Genomic DNA, 14981 nt, shown 5'->3' with positions numbered 1-14981 from the left:
TCGCTGCCCGATCTTTGCCGTCGGAAAAAACAAAGCATCGACTACAGCAATGAAGAGGTTAAGGAATTGGATCAGCGCAGCCGCATTCATGACACTGGCTGCCGTACAAGTTTTTGGGGCTGAAGAAACGGAAATAAACATCAGGGGGCGGATAAAAGACCAGAAATCAAAGGAACCGCTGATTGGAGCAACCGTCCAGATTGTGGGAAGCAACATCGCGACCGTCACAGACATCGACGGAAACTTCCAGCTGTCAGGAATAGAAGACGGCATCTATGACATAGAAATCAAATACGTAGGATACAAGACAGCCGTCAAACGGCAGGTAAAGATTGAGGACAACAAGATTACCACACTCGACTTCGAGATGGTTACCGACGACCAGATCCTCTCGGACGTAGTGGTAGTGGCCAAGGCAAACCGCGAATCGGAAAACGTGACGCTGCTCGAACAGAAACGTTCGGTGGTGGCTGTTCAGGCTGTCGGAGCCCAGGAACTTTCGCGCAAAGGGGTCAGCGACGCGCAGGGAGCCGTCACCAAAATATCCGGAATCTCACAGCAGGACGGCGTGAAAAACGTATTCGTCCGCGGTCTGGGCGACAGATACAACATCACCACCCTGAACCGCTTTCCGATACCCTCGGAAGACCCGGAATACAAAAACATCGCACTCGACTTCTTCACGACAGACATCATCCAGTCGGTAGAGGTTAACAAGGCGTTCTACAGCAACACGCTCGCCGACGTGGCCGGGGCAAACATCAACATCACATCTAAAGAGCTTACAGGCGAAGGAAAGCTGAACGTCAGCCTGTCGGGAGGACTGAACACACAGACTGTTTCTTCCGACTTTCTGAAAATGGACGGAGTGAACGCATTCGGATTCGCCGGCAAAACCCAGCCGGGAGAAAACTTCGACGGATACAGTTTCAGCAACTCGCTCGACCCGAGCAGACAGAACCTGCAGATCAACCAAAGCTATGCCATCTCAGGCGGGAAAAAGTTCCGCATCAACGGCAACCCGCTCTCGTTCTACCTGGTGGCAAGCCACAACAGAAACTATACGCACTATGACGAAGAAGTGCGCAACACCACGACAACCGGAACCTTGTCGCAAGACATGAACGGAAACATCTCGCAAGTGGAAACAAACCAGCTTGCCATGGCCAATCTGGAATACAGCCACGACAACAGACACAGAATCGCATACAACTTCATGATGGTGCATGCCGCCAAAGAATCGGTGGGCGAATACCTTGGAATGGACAACGACTATCAGTCGTCTGACACATACGAAGGCTTCATGCGCCGCCAGCAGGCAAACGACAACCTGCTGTTCGTGAACCAGTTGAACAGCAAATGGGAACTGAACAAGAAGTTCGACCTGAATGCCGGACTCTCCTACAACACGATCAAGGGAAGCGAGCCCGACCGGCGCATCAACAACCTTTCGAAGACGGACAAAGGCTATGTTCCGATGAGAGGCACCGGCGTGCAGCAGCGCTATTTCTCGGAACTGAACGAAAAGGACCTGAACATCCGCATGTCGCTCGTCTATAAGATAGCCGACCGCTTCGAACAGAACTCCAACGTGCAGATCGGCTACATGGGACGCATCATCGATGACGGATTTGAGGCCGCAGAGTACGACATGTCAGCCGTAAGCCAGTCAGTGTTCGACATCAGCGACGTGCGCTTTGACGACTATTACAACCAGACAAACTATCTTGCCAACAACTTCCTGCTGGACTATAACCTTGACGAATACAGCGTAAAGAAGAATATCCATTCGGCTTACGCGGAAGCTACCTACCAGCTGACTTCCGGCTTCATCGCCAACATCGGACTGAAATATGACGATGTATACATGAAAGTAGACTATAACGTAAACCGCGGAGGAAGCAAGGGAGAGCAGAAAATAGACAAGTCGTATTTCCTGCCGAGCCTAAACCTGCGCTACAACATCAACGACAGCCATACCCTGCGGCTCGCCGCAAGCAAGACCTACACCCTGCCGCAGTCGAAGGAAATATCTCCCTACCGCTACATCAGCGTAAGCTTCAAAAGCCAGGGTAATCCCGACTTGAAACCGTCGGACAACTACAACATCGACTTGAAATGGGACTGGTATCTGTCGCCTTCGGAACTGTTTTCGATAACCGGATTCTACAAATACATCAAGCGCCCGATTTCACGGATCGAGGTGGCCAGTGCCGGAGGCTTCCTCTCCTATCAGAACATAGCGGACCATGCGACAGCTGCCGGCATAGAAGCGGAACTGAAGAAAGACCTGTTCGCACGCCAGCTCCCGGACAACGGCCTCAGCAAACTGAGCCTCGGAGTGAACGGAGCCTACACCTATACCCGCGCAAAGGTGCCACAGGCAACCGACCCGACCGGCTCACAGCTTGAAGGAGCGGCGCCCTGGATCGTCAACGCCGACCTGAGCTACCTGTTCCGCAAAGGCACGAAATCCCTGAGCACGGCACTTGTGTTCAACTATTTCAGCGACAGAATCTACACGATCGGAACGCAAGGCTATCAGGACATCGTTGAAAACGGAATCCCGACACTCGACTTCATCGCCTCCACACAACTCGGGAAATATTTCTCAATCAGCGTGAAGGCGCGGAATCTGCTCAACTCCACCCACCAGCTTACCCGCAAAGGAAACGCCGACAACAAAGAGGTTGTGCTGAGCAAATACAAGAGAGGAATGGACTTCAGCATCGGGCTGAGCTGTAACTTCTGATTATGACAAACAACTATTTACTAACTATTTTCTAACCAATTTTTATCAACATGAGAAAGCTATTTTTAAGCGCAATGGCACTCACGGCCATCGTATGCGGAATGAGTTTTACATCTTGCAGTGATGACGAAAATGCAACAGATCCGAATCCGGATGACAATAATCCGTCGGCCACTGAGGAAGCCGAAGACCTGCCCGGAGAAATCAGGGAAGACCTGACGCTTGACGCAAACAAGCAGTACTACATCAACGGAACCGTACACGTAAACGAAGGAGCCACCCTCACCATCCCTGCCGGAATGACCATCAGAGCAAGAGAAGGATTTTCAAGCTATATACTGGTTGAACGCGGAGGAAGAATCGTTGCGGAAGGAACTGCCGACGCTCCCATCACATTCACCGCTGATGACGAAACACAGGCAGAACCCGGATACTGGGGCGGACTGATTCTGAACGGAAAGGCACGGATTTCACACGCTACGGGAGAAAACGGAGAAGAGCCTGTGATAGAAGGCTCTACGGAAGTTGACACCAACTATCTCTACGGAGGAGAGGATGATACCGATAACTCCGGCGTTCTGACCTACGTCAAGCTGCTTTACACGGGCGCACGCTCAAGCGCAGACATCGAGCACAACGGCCTGACACTGAACGCCGTGGGAAGCGGAACAAAAATAGAGAACATCTATGTGGCTGAAGGCGCAGACGATGCTATCGAGTTCTTCGGAGGTTCTGTAAACGTCAGCAACCTGCTGGCTATAAACTGCGATGACGACATGTTCGACTTCACCCAGGGATATACCGGAACATTGTCCAACTGCTACGGAAGATGGGAAAGTGCATTCACCAGCACGGAAGAAGACCCGCGCGGCGTGGAAGCTGACGGAAACCTGGACGGAAACGGTCCCGACCACATTCAGCAGTCTGACTTCACGATCGAAAACATGACCATCGAAACGCTTTCTTCCACACAGTCAATGCAGGATGCCATCAAGATCCGCCGCGGAGCTACGGCAACCATCACAAACGCACTGGTGAAAGGTTCAGGAGCGATCGAAAACCTTGTAGACCTGACTGACTCCAAGAGCAACGCCGACAGCGCAACATCCATCCAGGTAACCAAGGAAGCTACCAATGTGGAGGCAGACCAGAACAGCTCGAACACCGGAAACGGAACCGTAACCATCGAAGACGGACACACCGGATGCCCCACCAACATCTTCGGATGGACAGGCTACACACTTTAACTTGTTTTTACCTTAATCTAACTTTCATTCATCTCCGGTTGCCGCGAATCTTCTTCCGGCAATCCGGAGATTTTTATTTCTCCGCCTGATAAAAGCCAATCCGTTTCTTTTTGCTACATTTGCATCAGTCTAACATTAAAACAGAAGCTATGTATCCTTTGAAGTTTAAACCAATCTTAAAATCCACTATCTGGGGAGGCAACAAGATCATTCCGTTCAAACATCTGGACTGCCGGCAGGAGCAGGTCGGCGAAAGCTGGGAGATTTCAGACGTGAAAGGCGACGAGTCAATCGTGGCCAACGGAGCTGACGCAGGAAAGAACCTGACGCAGCTGATGAATGAATATAAGGAAAAACTGGTGGGGAAAGAAAACTACGAACGTTTTCACGGGGAATTTCCATTGCTCATCAAATTCATCGACGCGCAGCAGGACCTTTCGATCCAGGTTCATCCGGATGACGAACTCGCGATGAAACGCCACAACTCAAGAGGAAAAACGGAAATGTGGTATGTAATCGGAACGGCGGAGGGAGCACACCTGCGCTCGGGACTCTCTCAAAAGATTACGCCCGAAGAATATGCCCGGCGCATTGCCGACAATACGATCTGCGACGTGCTGGCTGACTACCAGATTCATGCCGGCGACGTGTTTTTCCTTCCTGCCGGACGCATCCACAGCATCGGAGCGGGATCGTTCATCGCTGAAATCCAGGAAACGTCCAACATCACCTACCGCATCTACGACTTCAACCGGAAGGACAAAAACGGAAACACGCGCGAACTGCACACGGAACTCTCGAAAGATGCCATCGACTATACGGTGCACGAAGACTACCGCACGCACTATACTCCGAAACAGAATGAAGGAGTGGAACTCGTGAAATGCCGGCACTTCACCACTTCGGTGTATGACCTGACAGAACCGATGACCGTCGACTACAGCGAACTCGACTCGTTCGTCATCTACATCTGCATGGAAGGTTCCTGCAAAGTCACCGACAACGAAGGAAACGAACTGCAGCTGCGCGCCGGCGAATCAGTGCTTTTCCCGGCCACTGCCCAAACAATCGACATCGCTCCGGAAGGAAGCGTGAAGTTCCTTGAAACATACGTCTGAACAAACCGTCAGGCAAATCATACAGCAAGGCACAAAGCCACGGCGAAACGCTGCGTCTTTGTGCCTTGCACTTAAAATCTTATCCCGGCACGCCTTCCTTGTCCAGGCGTTTGCTCAGAACTTATACCCTACGGTAAAATAGAAAGCCAGGTTGCGCGTCTTGCTGTCGGGCATCACCTTGCACAGCCCGAACTCGCCGTCAAGCCCTACATTCCAGTGGGCGAAGTCGAGAGCCACACCAGCCTGCAAGCCGGCATCAAAGCGGTTCGCTCCTTCTCTGGTTACGCCAGTCGGCAAGGTTGAATCTCCAAACGAATTCCACGAAACAGTCAGGTCTTCCATCTCAACGTCGTTCTTCCCTTTGACACCGTATGCCAGATATCCTCCGGCCGAGAACACCATATCGAAATTGGCAGGCGTTCCCACATGGAATGCGGCAAGCAGAGGCATCTGGAAATAATTCAGGTTGCAGTGCGCGTCATACCTCGTTCCATTGTCATGAAAGTCATAAGCTATGCCTTTCGACTCCCACATCAAGCCGGTCTGGAAAGACACCAGACCTGTCATCGGTATGTCAATGCCTACACCCACCTTCTGATTGAACAAAGGCGACGATCCGCTGGCATCCTTTCCCATCCAGGTGCTCATACCCAGCCCGAGCTTCATGCTCCAGCCCACTTTTGTCTGCGCCCCTGCCGTCAGAACCATGCAGAAGCACAATAAAGCAAAAAATATACGCTTCATAATCTTAAGGTTTAAAATTCATAATCAATGCCGATGGAAATGTTCTCTCCGTCCACCGTCACGCCGAAGCCGTCTTCGCCCATGCTTCTGTAGTAGTCCTTACGGTAGCCGGCAAATCCGACCTTCGTAATGAAGCTGAAGCTGTCGTTCAGCTTGATGGCAAGTCCCGGCTTGAATCCGATTTCAAAGCCGTTGTCCCTGTTCCCGTCTTTCACCTTGGTGGTAGAAATACCCACACCCATATCGATGAAAAGGCGGACAACCTTGTTTTCGTAATACGAATAGCGCGCGTAGGGAGCGATGGCAAAAGACCTCGTCTGCGGAGAATTGTCCCCTTTTCCGTTGATCGCTATTCCCAGCTCGCCTCCCACGGCCCAGCGCTCGCTCAAGTTATATCCGAAATCGGGAGCGATGGAGAACGAGGTCCTGTCAGCTTCCGTATTTCTCCAAAGGCTGATTCCTCCTCCCAAATACATTTCCTGCGCCTGGGCTGACACAAAGCCCAGCACGGCTGCAATTACCAAAAGAAACTTTTTCATAATTTTCTGATTTTAGTTTTTATACTGTTTGAAAATAATACATCCGGACAGAAACGGGCTCACTTGCCGTTTTTATGCCGGTTAGCCCTGCGGCGCCGGTATTCCGCCTTCATCTTTGCCGCGCCCGAACCATGCTGGCCGGTAATATACGCTTTCTTTTTCGCTTTCGTCTTCACCTTTTCTTCCTTCCCCTTTCCGGACGGCGATTTTCCTCCTCTGAAAACGATGCCATCTGTAAGAACCTTTTCAATATCCATAAATCAATCATTTAAAATAAACAATGCTGACATTTTCGGCTTCCGCAAACTCTTTCAAAAGGCCTGCCATATAGTTCACCGAGTCTTCAAGGCCTTCACTTCCGCTGTAGGCGTTCATGATGGCAAGCAGCCGGGACGTTTGCAGGCTGATTTTAGTCCGCTCGTTGTCGCTTGTAGGCGTACCGACCCCTCCGGCAGCATCCCGGTATACAGGCATCCCCTCGATGTTCAGTTCGCCGCGCCCGATACCCTCGTAAGGCTCTCCCGCCTTTCCGATTCCCAGCACCAGACGGTCGCCTTGAATCTTGTCGCGGTCGAACCCGCCAATCGAATGTCCGCTATAAATAGACGCCAGATTGATCAGATCGACAAGCGTATCAATCTGATACAAAGGTATCCCGCGCAAGATGCGGCGGCACAGCGCCTCAGACGAAGGCCGGTAACGGCTGGGGTCCTTGCCGCATTTCTTGTAAGCCTGGCGGGTGGCCTGTATGGCAGGAATCAGCTTGATCGAATCCGTCGTATACCGCTGCCGGTAAAGCTCGGTAAACTCCCCTATCCGCTTCCACAGCTCTTCGCTATAGGCCGAATTCTTTACCGAAGCAAACACCGCCGCCCCGCAGAACCGGGGCCATGCCTGCCTCAATTCATCAGAAACTTCTATCTTCAAATCATTCATAATCATCTGTTATCTGAGAACAAAAGTAGCGATTTATCCTGCACATTCAAACCTTTACGTCCATTTTTGACAATAAATGCGAGAAAAAGCCGCAATTTGCATCCCGCACGGAAAGGCTGGTTCCGAAGAAGGCGGACAATAGGCCGGTGCAGAATCGGCTTTCATATCCCAACTGATTCCAGCCGGTCCACCCATTACACTTCAAATGCAAAGGCTCTTAAAAATCGCAACTTGATGAAGATTTATAGCATACAGGCCGCATTCAATGAAAAATAATGAGTAACTTTAAAACCCGTTTCAATTAGGCAGAAGCCTCTTATAAGGGTGCATCAAAAGGCAATGTCATGCACGAAGTGAAACATCTCGCATGCATCAGCCTATGTTTCCGAGCCTTTCGCTTTGCCCAAGATGACAAAATGAAGGTTGGTTTATGTTTCGATACCCCCTTATGCAAGAATCGGCCAAAAGAAGTTTAACATTCAGATTGATATGGAAACAGAAAAAATGAAAATGAAGGCGGGCAAGCTCTACGATGCCAACTATGACCCGGAACTGCTGGCTGAAAGGGCTGCTTGCGCCGACCTTACCTACGAGCTGAACCAGTTGCGCCCGTCAAAAGCAGAAGAACGCGACGCGTTGGTAAGGCGTATTTTGGGAAAGGTGAATGGCAGCTGCACCATCGTATCTCCTTTCTTCTGCGATTATGGCTACAACATCGAGGTGGGCGAAAACTTCTTCGCCAACATGAACTGCGTGATTCTGGACGAAGCCGCGGTGAAGTTCGGCGACAATGTATTTGTCGCTCCCAACTGCGGCTTCTATACGGCCGGACATCCGCTTGACTCAGAACGCAGAAACAAAGGGCTGGAATATGCGCGCCCTATCACGGTCGGCAACGATGTATGGATTGGCGCCGGAGTCAGTGTCCTGCCGGGAGTGACCATCGGCGACGGAGCTGTGATAGGTGCCGGCAGCGTAGTCAACAAAGATATTCCTGCCGGGGTATTGGCCGCCGGAAATCCGTGCAGGGTGATACGTGAAATTACAGAGAAAGACAAGGAACGATACATCTGACAAAGCAAAACAGGCGAACGAGAAAGATTACTCTTTCCTTGTCGGATTGCCGGGAAAGGAAAACATCACACAAGCAAGCAGCTGTTGAGTTTATACCCAATCTGCGTTAATCTGCGAAAATCTGCGTTTCGAATAATCGGTTTGAACCCCAGCGAATTTAGGCGGCAATGCAGAACGTATGTTCCACACTGTGGAATCTGTAAACCGCATTGTGGAATGTATGTTTCACGATGCGGTTTACAGATTCCGGCAGCAGGCCGCGACAAATCCATGCCGGAAGTTTGCACTTCGGCAATTATTTCGTAGCTTTAGAACCTGTTTGAACTTTCTATCAAGACCGAAATGAAAAAGCCCGACGACTACACTCCCTACAAGGATAACTACTCAGAATCCGAACTGTGGAACAAGATCAAGAAGACGGCAAAGAAAGCCGGAGCAAAAGCGATATATGCCGCCCTGTGCTTCCATCCGGCATACCGCCGGCCGATTATCTCAGCAGCATGATGCCCGAAAGGATACGGCCGGAACGGATTCCCAGACGGCGGGCTGAAAAGAAGTCGGCCGGAGCATTGTAGGTGCAGATGCCGGAGAGTTCGACATTTTCCGGCAGGACTCCGGAGTCAAGCAACTGCATCCGGTTGGCTTCCCACAAGTCGATGTGCCATTTGCCGCGGCGGAAAGCGATCCGGTCCATTCTGAATCCGGCACTCCGGAACGCCTCATAAACCTCATCGCCCACTTCAAAGGCATCCGGCGAAATGCTCGGACCGATGCAGGCCGCAACGTCCTGCCCCCTCGTTCCGTAAGCGTCAGCCATCACACGCAGTGTTTTTGCCGCAATCCCGGCCACGGTTCCGCGCCAGCCGGCATGAGCCGCTGCCACAATCTTCAGGCGGGTATCGAAAAACAGTATGGGAACGCAGTCGGCGGTAGAGATACAAAGGCACACCTCCGGAAGGCTGCTCACCAGCGCGTCAACTCCTTCAAGCAAAACCGCCCGCTCCGATTCATCTTCAAGCAGGAAGCTCTCGTCTATGCAGCGGACCTCCGTGCGATGCACCTGATGAGGGATAACCAGACACTTGGGACGCACCGGCATCAGCGAACAAAGCAGCCCGCGGTTCTGCGCTACCGATGTTTCAGAATCGCCGCAACAGGCGTTGCAGTTGAACGAAGCGTAGTTTCCCCCACTGTATCCGCCATGGCGTGTAGTAGAGAAACAAAAAATGTCGGAATGCAGCCCGTTCAAGCCATATTCCAACATCCTTCTATCTTTAACAAACTGATATTCCATTACTTTTCAGGTTCGTCTTCCCAGTCCTCTTCTTCATATTCATACTCGAAATCATCCGGATCGTCATCCTCATACACATAATCAAAGTCTTCGTCCTCACCCAGATCCCTCAGTTCCTCCTGAAGCTTTGTCAAGTCCTTCGGGCGATGGACAATCGCTTCGTGGCGCACGGCTTCCAGACGGTTGCTTTCCTTGTTCAGCTCGTTCCACAACAGGTCTTTCAACTGAGCGATTCCTGTCCCGGCCACAGCCGAGATGAATACATAAGGAACACCTTCGGGCAAAGTCGGCTCCAGCATTCCGACAAGTTCGTCATCCAGCAAGTCACACTTCGTGATTGCCAGCACACGCTGCTTGTCGAGCATTTCCGGATTGAACGTAGCCACCTCGTTGAGCAGGATTTCATATTCCTTGCGGATGTCATCCGTATCGCCCGGCACCATGAACAGCAGCAGCGAGTTGCGTTCGATGTGGCGCAGGAAACGCAGTCCCAGTCCCTTTCCTTCGCTTGCTCCTTCGATGATTCCCGGAATGTCCGCCATCACGAACGACTTGCCGTCATGATATGACACGATGCCCAGATTCGGTTCAAGCGTAGTGAACGGATAGTTGGCTATTTTCGGACGGGCGGCAGAAACGGCAGAAAGCAGCGTAGACTTTCCGGCATTCGGAAAACCTACCAGACCGACATCGGCCAGCAGCTTCAGTTCGAGAATCACCATCATTTCCTGCATCGGCTCTCCCGGCTGGGCAAAGCGCGGCGCCTGCCTTGTGGCCGTACGGAAATGCCAGTTTCCCAGACCTCCGCGACCGCCTTTCAGGAGAATGACTTCCTGTCCGTGTTCGGTGATGTCGCACACATATTCACCGGTTTCCGCATTGTACACAACGGTTCCGCACGGCACCTCTATCACCTTGTCCTCACCGTCCTTTCCGGTACTCCGGCTTTTAGAACCGTTTCCGCCGTGTCCGGCAAACACATGACGCTCGTACTTCAGGTGAAGCAGTGTCCAGTAGTTGCGGTTTCCCCGCAAAATCACATGACCTCCTCTACCACCGTCGCCACCGTCAGGTCCTCCGTTTGGCATATATTTTTCACGGCGCAAATGTGCCGAGCCGCGTCCTCCTTTTCCGGAGCGGCAGTAGATTTTTACATAATCAACAAAATTCGATTCAGCCATAATTTTTTTCAGTTACGAGTGACGAGCCAACGAGGTGACAAAGCTTATCCGGCCTTTTGTCACCCCGCACTTTGCCAACCCGTCAACTTCAATTTAAATATTTTCAATAGCCTTGCAGATATCGGCAAAGATACCGTCCATCGTGCCCAGTCCGTTGATGTGGCGGTAAGTTCCGTCTTTCTTGTACCAGTCGATCAGCGGAGCCGTCTGCGAATGATAAACCACCAGGCGTTTCTTGATTGTTTCTTCGTTGTCGTCGGCACGGCCAGACTCCTGTCCGCGCTTGATAAGGCGCGTCATCAGCTCGTCTTCCGGAACTTCCAGGTCGAGCATCACAGACACTTCCTGTCCGCGTTCTTTCAGCATCGCCTTCAGCGCATCTGCCTGAGCGATTGTACGGGGGAATCCGTCGAATATCACGCCTTTGCTGTCTTTCAGGCTGTCAAACACACTTGCCAGAATATCAATCATCAGTGCGTCGGGAATCAGCTGTCCGTTGTCGATATAGCCTTTTGCAGTCTTGCCGAGTTCAGTTCCGTTCTTGATTTCCGCACGCAGCACATCACCTGTAGAAATATGGTTCAGCCCATATTTTTCCACGATACGCGCACTCTGAGTGCCTTTGCCGGAACCCGGTGCGCCAAAAATTACAATGTTCAACATCTTTTTTACCTTTTTGTTATGTTATTATTACTGTTTCAGTCGATTACCGTATAAATGTCGCGGTAGTTACGTCCCAGTCCGTCATAGTCAAGTCCGTATCCCACGATGAAGTCGTTGGGAATCTTCATCGCCACATAGTCGAGGTTCAGCTCCACCTCCAGTTTGTCCGGCTTCACCAGCAGCGTAGCCACACGGATGTCTTTCGGTCCGCGCCCTTTCAACGTTTCGATAAGCCGCTTCATTGTCAGTCCCGTATCCACGATATCTTCCACAATCACCACCGTGCGTCCGGAAATGTCTTCATTCAGACCGACAAGTTCCTTCACTTTTCCCGTCGACGATGTGCCCGCATAGGAAGCAAGCTTTACGAACGATACCTCACAAGGTATATCCAGACACTTCATCAAATCGGCCGTAAACATGAAAGAACCGTTCAGCACACTCACAAACAGCGGATTCTCACCCTCAAGGTCGCGGCTGATTTCACTTGCAACTCTATGCACTTCACGCAATATGTCCGCCTCAGGAATGAATGTTCTGAAACGCTTGTCTTTTATCTGAATTTCTTTCATACACATTGACTGATTTTAAAATTGCCGCAAATTTACAGATTTTCCGACAAACCATTGCACGAGTCAGTAAGGTTTTAAACATATTTTCAACAGAACATATACTTCGTCTACCGCTTTTTTCGTACTTTTACCGACAAAATACGCCGCAGAGAACACAGAGCATCACTGACGTTTCATGTATCCTGTGCCCGCTGCCGGAAGAATTTCACTTTTATGCATGATTAATTAGCTAACGACATGAAAATCTTAACTTGCGCACAACAGAAAGAGGCTGATGCCTATACTATTGCCAACGAACCCATATCCTCCATCGAACTGATGGAAAGAGCCGCCGCTGCCATGACGCGGATCATCTGCTCACGCTGGGACACTTCCCACCGGATGATCGTGATAGCAGGAGCAGGCAACAACGGAGGCGACGCGCTGGCCATCGCGCGGCTTCTCGCCGACAAAGGATATTCCGTGAATGTGATTTTCTTCAACGTCACAGGAAAAATATCCGAAGAATGCCTTGCCAACGTGCGGAGGCTCGACGAAACGGCGATAGAAAGCTATACGGAAGTCACTAAAGAACTGACCATCCCGGCAATCAAGCCTACGGATGTCATCATCGACGGACTGTTCGGCTCGGGACTCGACAGACCGCTCGAAAAAGGATTCGCCAAGGTTGTGCAGATGCTGAACAGTTCGCCGGCACCCATCGTTTCGATAGACATTCCCTCGGGAATGATGGGAGAAAACAACTCTACGCTGAACCGCCCGAACATCATCCATGCAACGCTGACTCTCAGCGTACAGCTGCCCAAACTGGCGTTTCTGTTTGCCGAAAATGCCGATCTAGTAGGCGAATGGATGCTGGTAGACATAGGCATCAGCAAAGATTTTCTTGAAAGAACTTCCACTCCCTACTCCATCGCAGAGGCTGAAGAAATAAGAAGCATCATCAAACCGCGCAAGAAATTCGACCACAAGGGCATGTTCGGGCACGGACTGCTCATTGCCGGCTCATACGGCATGGGAGGGGCAGCGGTGCTTTCGGCACAAGCCTGCCTGCGCTCCGGAATCGGACTGCTTACCGTACACACTCCGGTATGCAACCACGCGCTGCTTCAGGCTGCCGTTCCCGAAGCTATGACGGAAGACGATGTGCACGAGCATATCTTCGCCTCAGAAACAGACCTTGACGCATATCAGGCCGTGGCCGTCGGTCCGGGACTCGGACAGGACGATCTGACAGCCGAAGCGCTTTACGCACAAATCAAGAACTGCTATATGCCGATGATTGTCGACGCAGACGCGCTGAACCTGCTGGCCAGAAACAGCAGCAACCTGTCGAACCTGCCTGCCGACTCCATCCTCACGCCTCATCCCAAAGAGCTCGAACGCATTGTCGGACGCTGCTCCAATTCATACGAACGTCTGACAAAAGCCAAAGAACTGGCGAGCTACCTGCGCTGCTACATCGTGCTGAAAGGAGCATGGACGGCTGTCATCTCGCCTAACGGAAGCGTCAGCTTCAACCCGACAGGAAATCCGGGAATGGCGACGGGAGGAAGCGGCGACGTGCTGACGGGCATCCTGCTTGCACTGCTCTCGCAAGGCTACAACTCGTCGGATGCCTGCCGCCTCGGAGTTTATGTGCACGGACTGGCGGGCGACATTGCCTGCCGGCGCATGGGAGAAATCAGCATGACAGCCGGCGATATCATCGCCGCACTTCCTGAAGCCTGGAAACAATTGTCTGACAAAAACAACGTAAATCCTGAATAATATGAAAAAAGCCATTATCGCACTTGCACTGCTGGCATCTGCCGGCATACAGGCACAAGACATCTACACACCGGGCGAAGGTGAAGGTATCATTTATTTTCTCCCGAAAACACAGATAGTGGTAGACATTATCGCCACGCGCGTTGACTACAAGCCGGGAGAATTCGGGCTTTATGCCAACCGCTACCTGCGGCTGAACAATGTCAGCACCCGTCCGGAAACGCATTGGGAAATCAAAGACATCCAGGTGCGCACGGCCGGAATACCCGATTCAACCAAGGCTTACATCATGAAGCTGAAAGACAAAAGTCTGGAGTCAAACATCGAACTGACAGACCAAGGGATTGCAAAAGCTATCAACACCACTTCCAGCTATAAGGAGGAACAGCCGGAATACAAGCTCCAGATTCCGCAGAAGCATGAGAATGCACACCAGTATATGACGGAAGACATCCTGGTAGCCGGCTCTTCGGCTAAGATGGCAGAGCTTACCGCCCGTGAAATCTATAACATACGCGAGAGCAAAAACGCCATCCTGCGCGGACAGGCCGACACAATGCCGAAAGACGGAGCCTCACTGAAACTGATCATCAGCCAGCTCGACAAGCAGGAACGCGCACTGACCGAAAGTTTCACGGGAGTGACAGACCGCACGGACAAAGTGTTTACATTCACGGTCAATCCGGAAGACAAAATGAGCGACAAGGTTTTTGCCCGCTTCTCTTCCAGACTGGGCGTTCTGCAAGCAGACAATCTGGCCGGAGATCCCATCAGCATCAGCATAAGCAACTCGTCATCGCTTCCGGCACCGGTAGAAGACGGGAAGAAAAAGAAGAAAATCGACGGTGTGATCTACAATATCCCCGGCAAAGGCAAAGTGAGCGTTTCTTTCCAGGGAAAGATAAAATGGGAGAACGAACTTCAGATAACGCAGTTCGGCTACACGGAAGTGCTGGTAGACGGACTGTTTGACAAGAAAGTGAACACGCGCGTGGTCTTCAATCCGGTTACGGGCGGTGTGATCAAGATTGACAAAGACTGAAATTCATCCAGACAACAAATGCAACAGAAGAGGCTGTGTCAAAACAGGA

15 protein-coding genes are annotated in these 14981 nt (G+C 51.4%); 7 read left to right on the top strand and 8 right to left on the bottom strand.

Annotation, left to right across the window (positions count from 1 at the left end):
- Positions 1-49 precede the first annotated feature (49 nt).
- The 3 genes from QUW60_RS13200 to QUW60_RS13190 all read left to right on the top strand — a co-directional run bounded on the left by QUW60_RS13200 (position 50) and on the right by QUW60_RS13190 (position 5117).
- Positions 50-2752, top strand: coding sequence for a TonB-dependent receptor (locus QUW60_RS13200; RefSeq protein WP_289561036.1), 2703 nt, complete (start codon positions 50-52; stop codon positions 2750-2752).
- 50 nt (positions 2753-2802) lie between these two features.
- Complete coding sequence (locus tag QUW60_RS13195; RefSeq protein ID WP_289561034.1) at positions 2803-3999, top strand: beta-helix domain-containing protein; 1197 nt, start codon at positions 2803-2805, stop codon at positions 3997-3999.
- 149 nt (positions 4000-4148) lie between these two features.
- Positions 4149-5117, top strand: coding sequence for a type I phosphomannose isomerase catalytic subunit (locus QUW60_RS13190; protein WP_258339056.1), 969 nt, complete (start codon positions 4149-4151; stop codon positions 5115-5117).
- A 114-nt stretch (positions 5118-5231) separates the two neighbouring features.
- Here the strand turns inward: QUW60_RS13190 and QUW60_RS13185 are convergent, their stop codons facing one another.
- From QUW60_RS13185 to QUW60_RS13170, 4 genes are read right to left on the bottom strand one after another with little or no spacing between them, the layout of a single operon-like run.
- Entirely contained in the window at positions 5232-5861 is a 630-nt protein-coding gene (locus QUW60_RS13185; protein WP_289561032.1) for a porin family protein, read from the bottom strand.
- Positions 5862-5872: 11 nt separating this feature from the next.
- Positions 5873-6400 (bottom strand): outer membrane beta-barrel protein, encoded by a 528-nt coding sequence (locus QUW60_RS13180; protein WP_258339058.1) that lies wholly within the window; start codon positions 6398-6400, stop codon positions 5873-5875.
- 59 nt (positions 6401-6459) lie between these two features.
- Positions 6460-6657 carry a hypothetical protein gene (locus QUW60_RS13175; protein ID WP_258339059.1) on the bottom strand — a complete coding sequence of 66 codons (198 nt, stop codon included), beginning with the start codon at positions 6655-6657 and terminating at the stop codon, positions 6460-6462.
- Between the two features lie 7 nt (positions 6658-6664).
- The gene (locus tag QUW60_RS13170) at positions 6665-7327 is read right to left on the bottom strand and encodes a B3/B4 domain-containing protein (RefSeq protein ID WP_289561049.1); all 663 of its coding nucleotides are present in this window, start codon (positions 7325-7327) and stop codon (positions 6665-6667) included.
- A 498-nt stretch (positions 7328-7825) separates the two neighbouring features.
- On the opposite strand from QUW60_RS13170, the gene QUW60_RS13165 reads away from it, so the two are divergent.
- Together QUW60_RS13165 and QUW60_RS13160 are read left to right on the top strand one after the other, a co-directional pair.
- On the top strand, positions 7826-8410 hold the full coding sequence (locus QUW60_RS13165; RefSeq protein WP_289561029.1) for a sugar O-acetyltransferase: 585 nt from the start codon (positions 7826-7828) through the stop codon (positions 8408-8410).
- Between the two features lie 342 nt (positions 8411-8752).
- Positions 8753-8914 carry a hypothetical protein gene (locus QUW60_RS13160; RefSeq protein WP_289561027.1) on the top strand — a complete coding sequence of 54 codons (162 nt, stop codon included), beginning with the start codon at positions 8753-8755 and terminating at the stop codon, positions 8912-8914.
- Here QUW60_RS13160 and pgeF read toward each other — a convergent pair.
- The 4 genes from pgeF to hpt form a co-directional block, all read right to left on the bottom strand.
- Positions 8898-9674 (bottom strand): peptidoglycan editing factor PgeF, encoded by a 777-nt coding sequence (pgeF, locus tag QUW60_RS13155; RefSeq protein WP_434736816.1) that lies wholly within the window; start codon positions 9672-9674, stop codon positions 8898-8900. The two genes, QUW60_RS13160 and pgeF, sit on opposite strands and share 17 nt — an antisense overlap.
- A 29-nt stretch (positions 9675-9703) precedes the next feature.
- Positions 9704-10885: a GTPase ObgE gene (obgE, locus tag QUW60_RS13150; protein WP_289561023.1), complete on the bottom strand. Its 1182-nt coding sequence runs from the start codon at positions 10883-10885 to the stop codon at positions 9704-9706.
- Between the two features lie 93 nt (positions 10886-10978).
- On the bottom strand, positions 10979-11548 hold the full coding sequence (locus QUW60_RS13145; RefSeq protein WP_289561022.1) for an adenylate kinase: 570 nt from the start codon (positions 11546-11548) through the stop codon (positions 10979-10981).
- 35 nt (positions 11549-11583) lie between these two features.
- On the bottom strand, positions 11584-12120 hold the full coding sequence (gene hpt, locus QUW60_RS13140; protein ID WP_258339065.1) for a hypoxanthine phosphoribosyltransferase: 537 nt from the start codon (positions 12118-12120) through the stop codon (positions 11584-11586).
- Positions 12121-12357: 237 nt separating this feature from the next.
- Between hpt and QUW60_RS13135 the strand changes: the two genes are divergently transcribed.
- Both QUW60_RS13135 and QUW60_RS13130 read left to right on the top strand, forming a co-directional pair.
- Positions 12358-13890 (top strand): NAD(P)H-hydrate dehydratase, encoded by a 1533-nt coding sequence (locus QUW60_RS13135; RefSeq protein ID WP_289561021.1) that lies wholly within the window; start codon positions 12358-12360, stop codon positions 13888-13890.
- A 1-nt stretch (position 13891) separates the two neighbouring features.
- Positions 13892-14932, top strand: a complete 1041-nt coding sequence (locus tag QUW60_RS13130; RefSeq protein ID WP_289561019.1) for a DUF4831 family protein — start codon at positions 13892-13894, stop codon at positions 14930-14932.
- The last annotated feature ends 49 nt before the right edge of the window (positions 14933-14981 follow it).

The organism is Bacteroides gallinaceum (assembly GCF_030373775.1).
Lineage (GTDB): Bacteria > Bacteroidota > Bacteroidia > Bacteroidales > Bacteroidaceae > Phocaeicola > Phocaeicola excrementipullorum.
The sequence above is the reverse complement of the archived record's forward strand: the minus strand, read 5'-3'. Positions and strand labels throughout refer to the sequence as shown.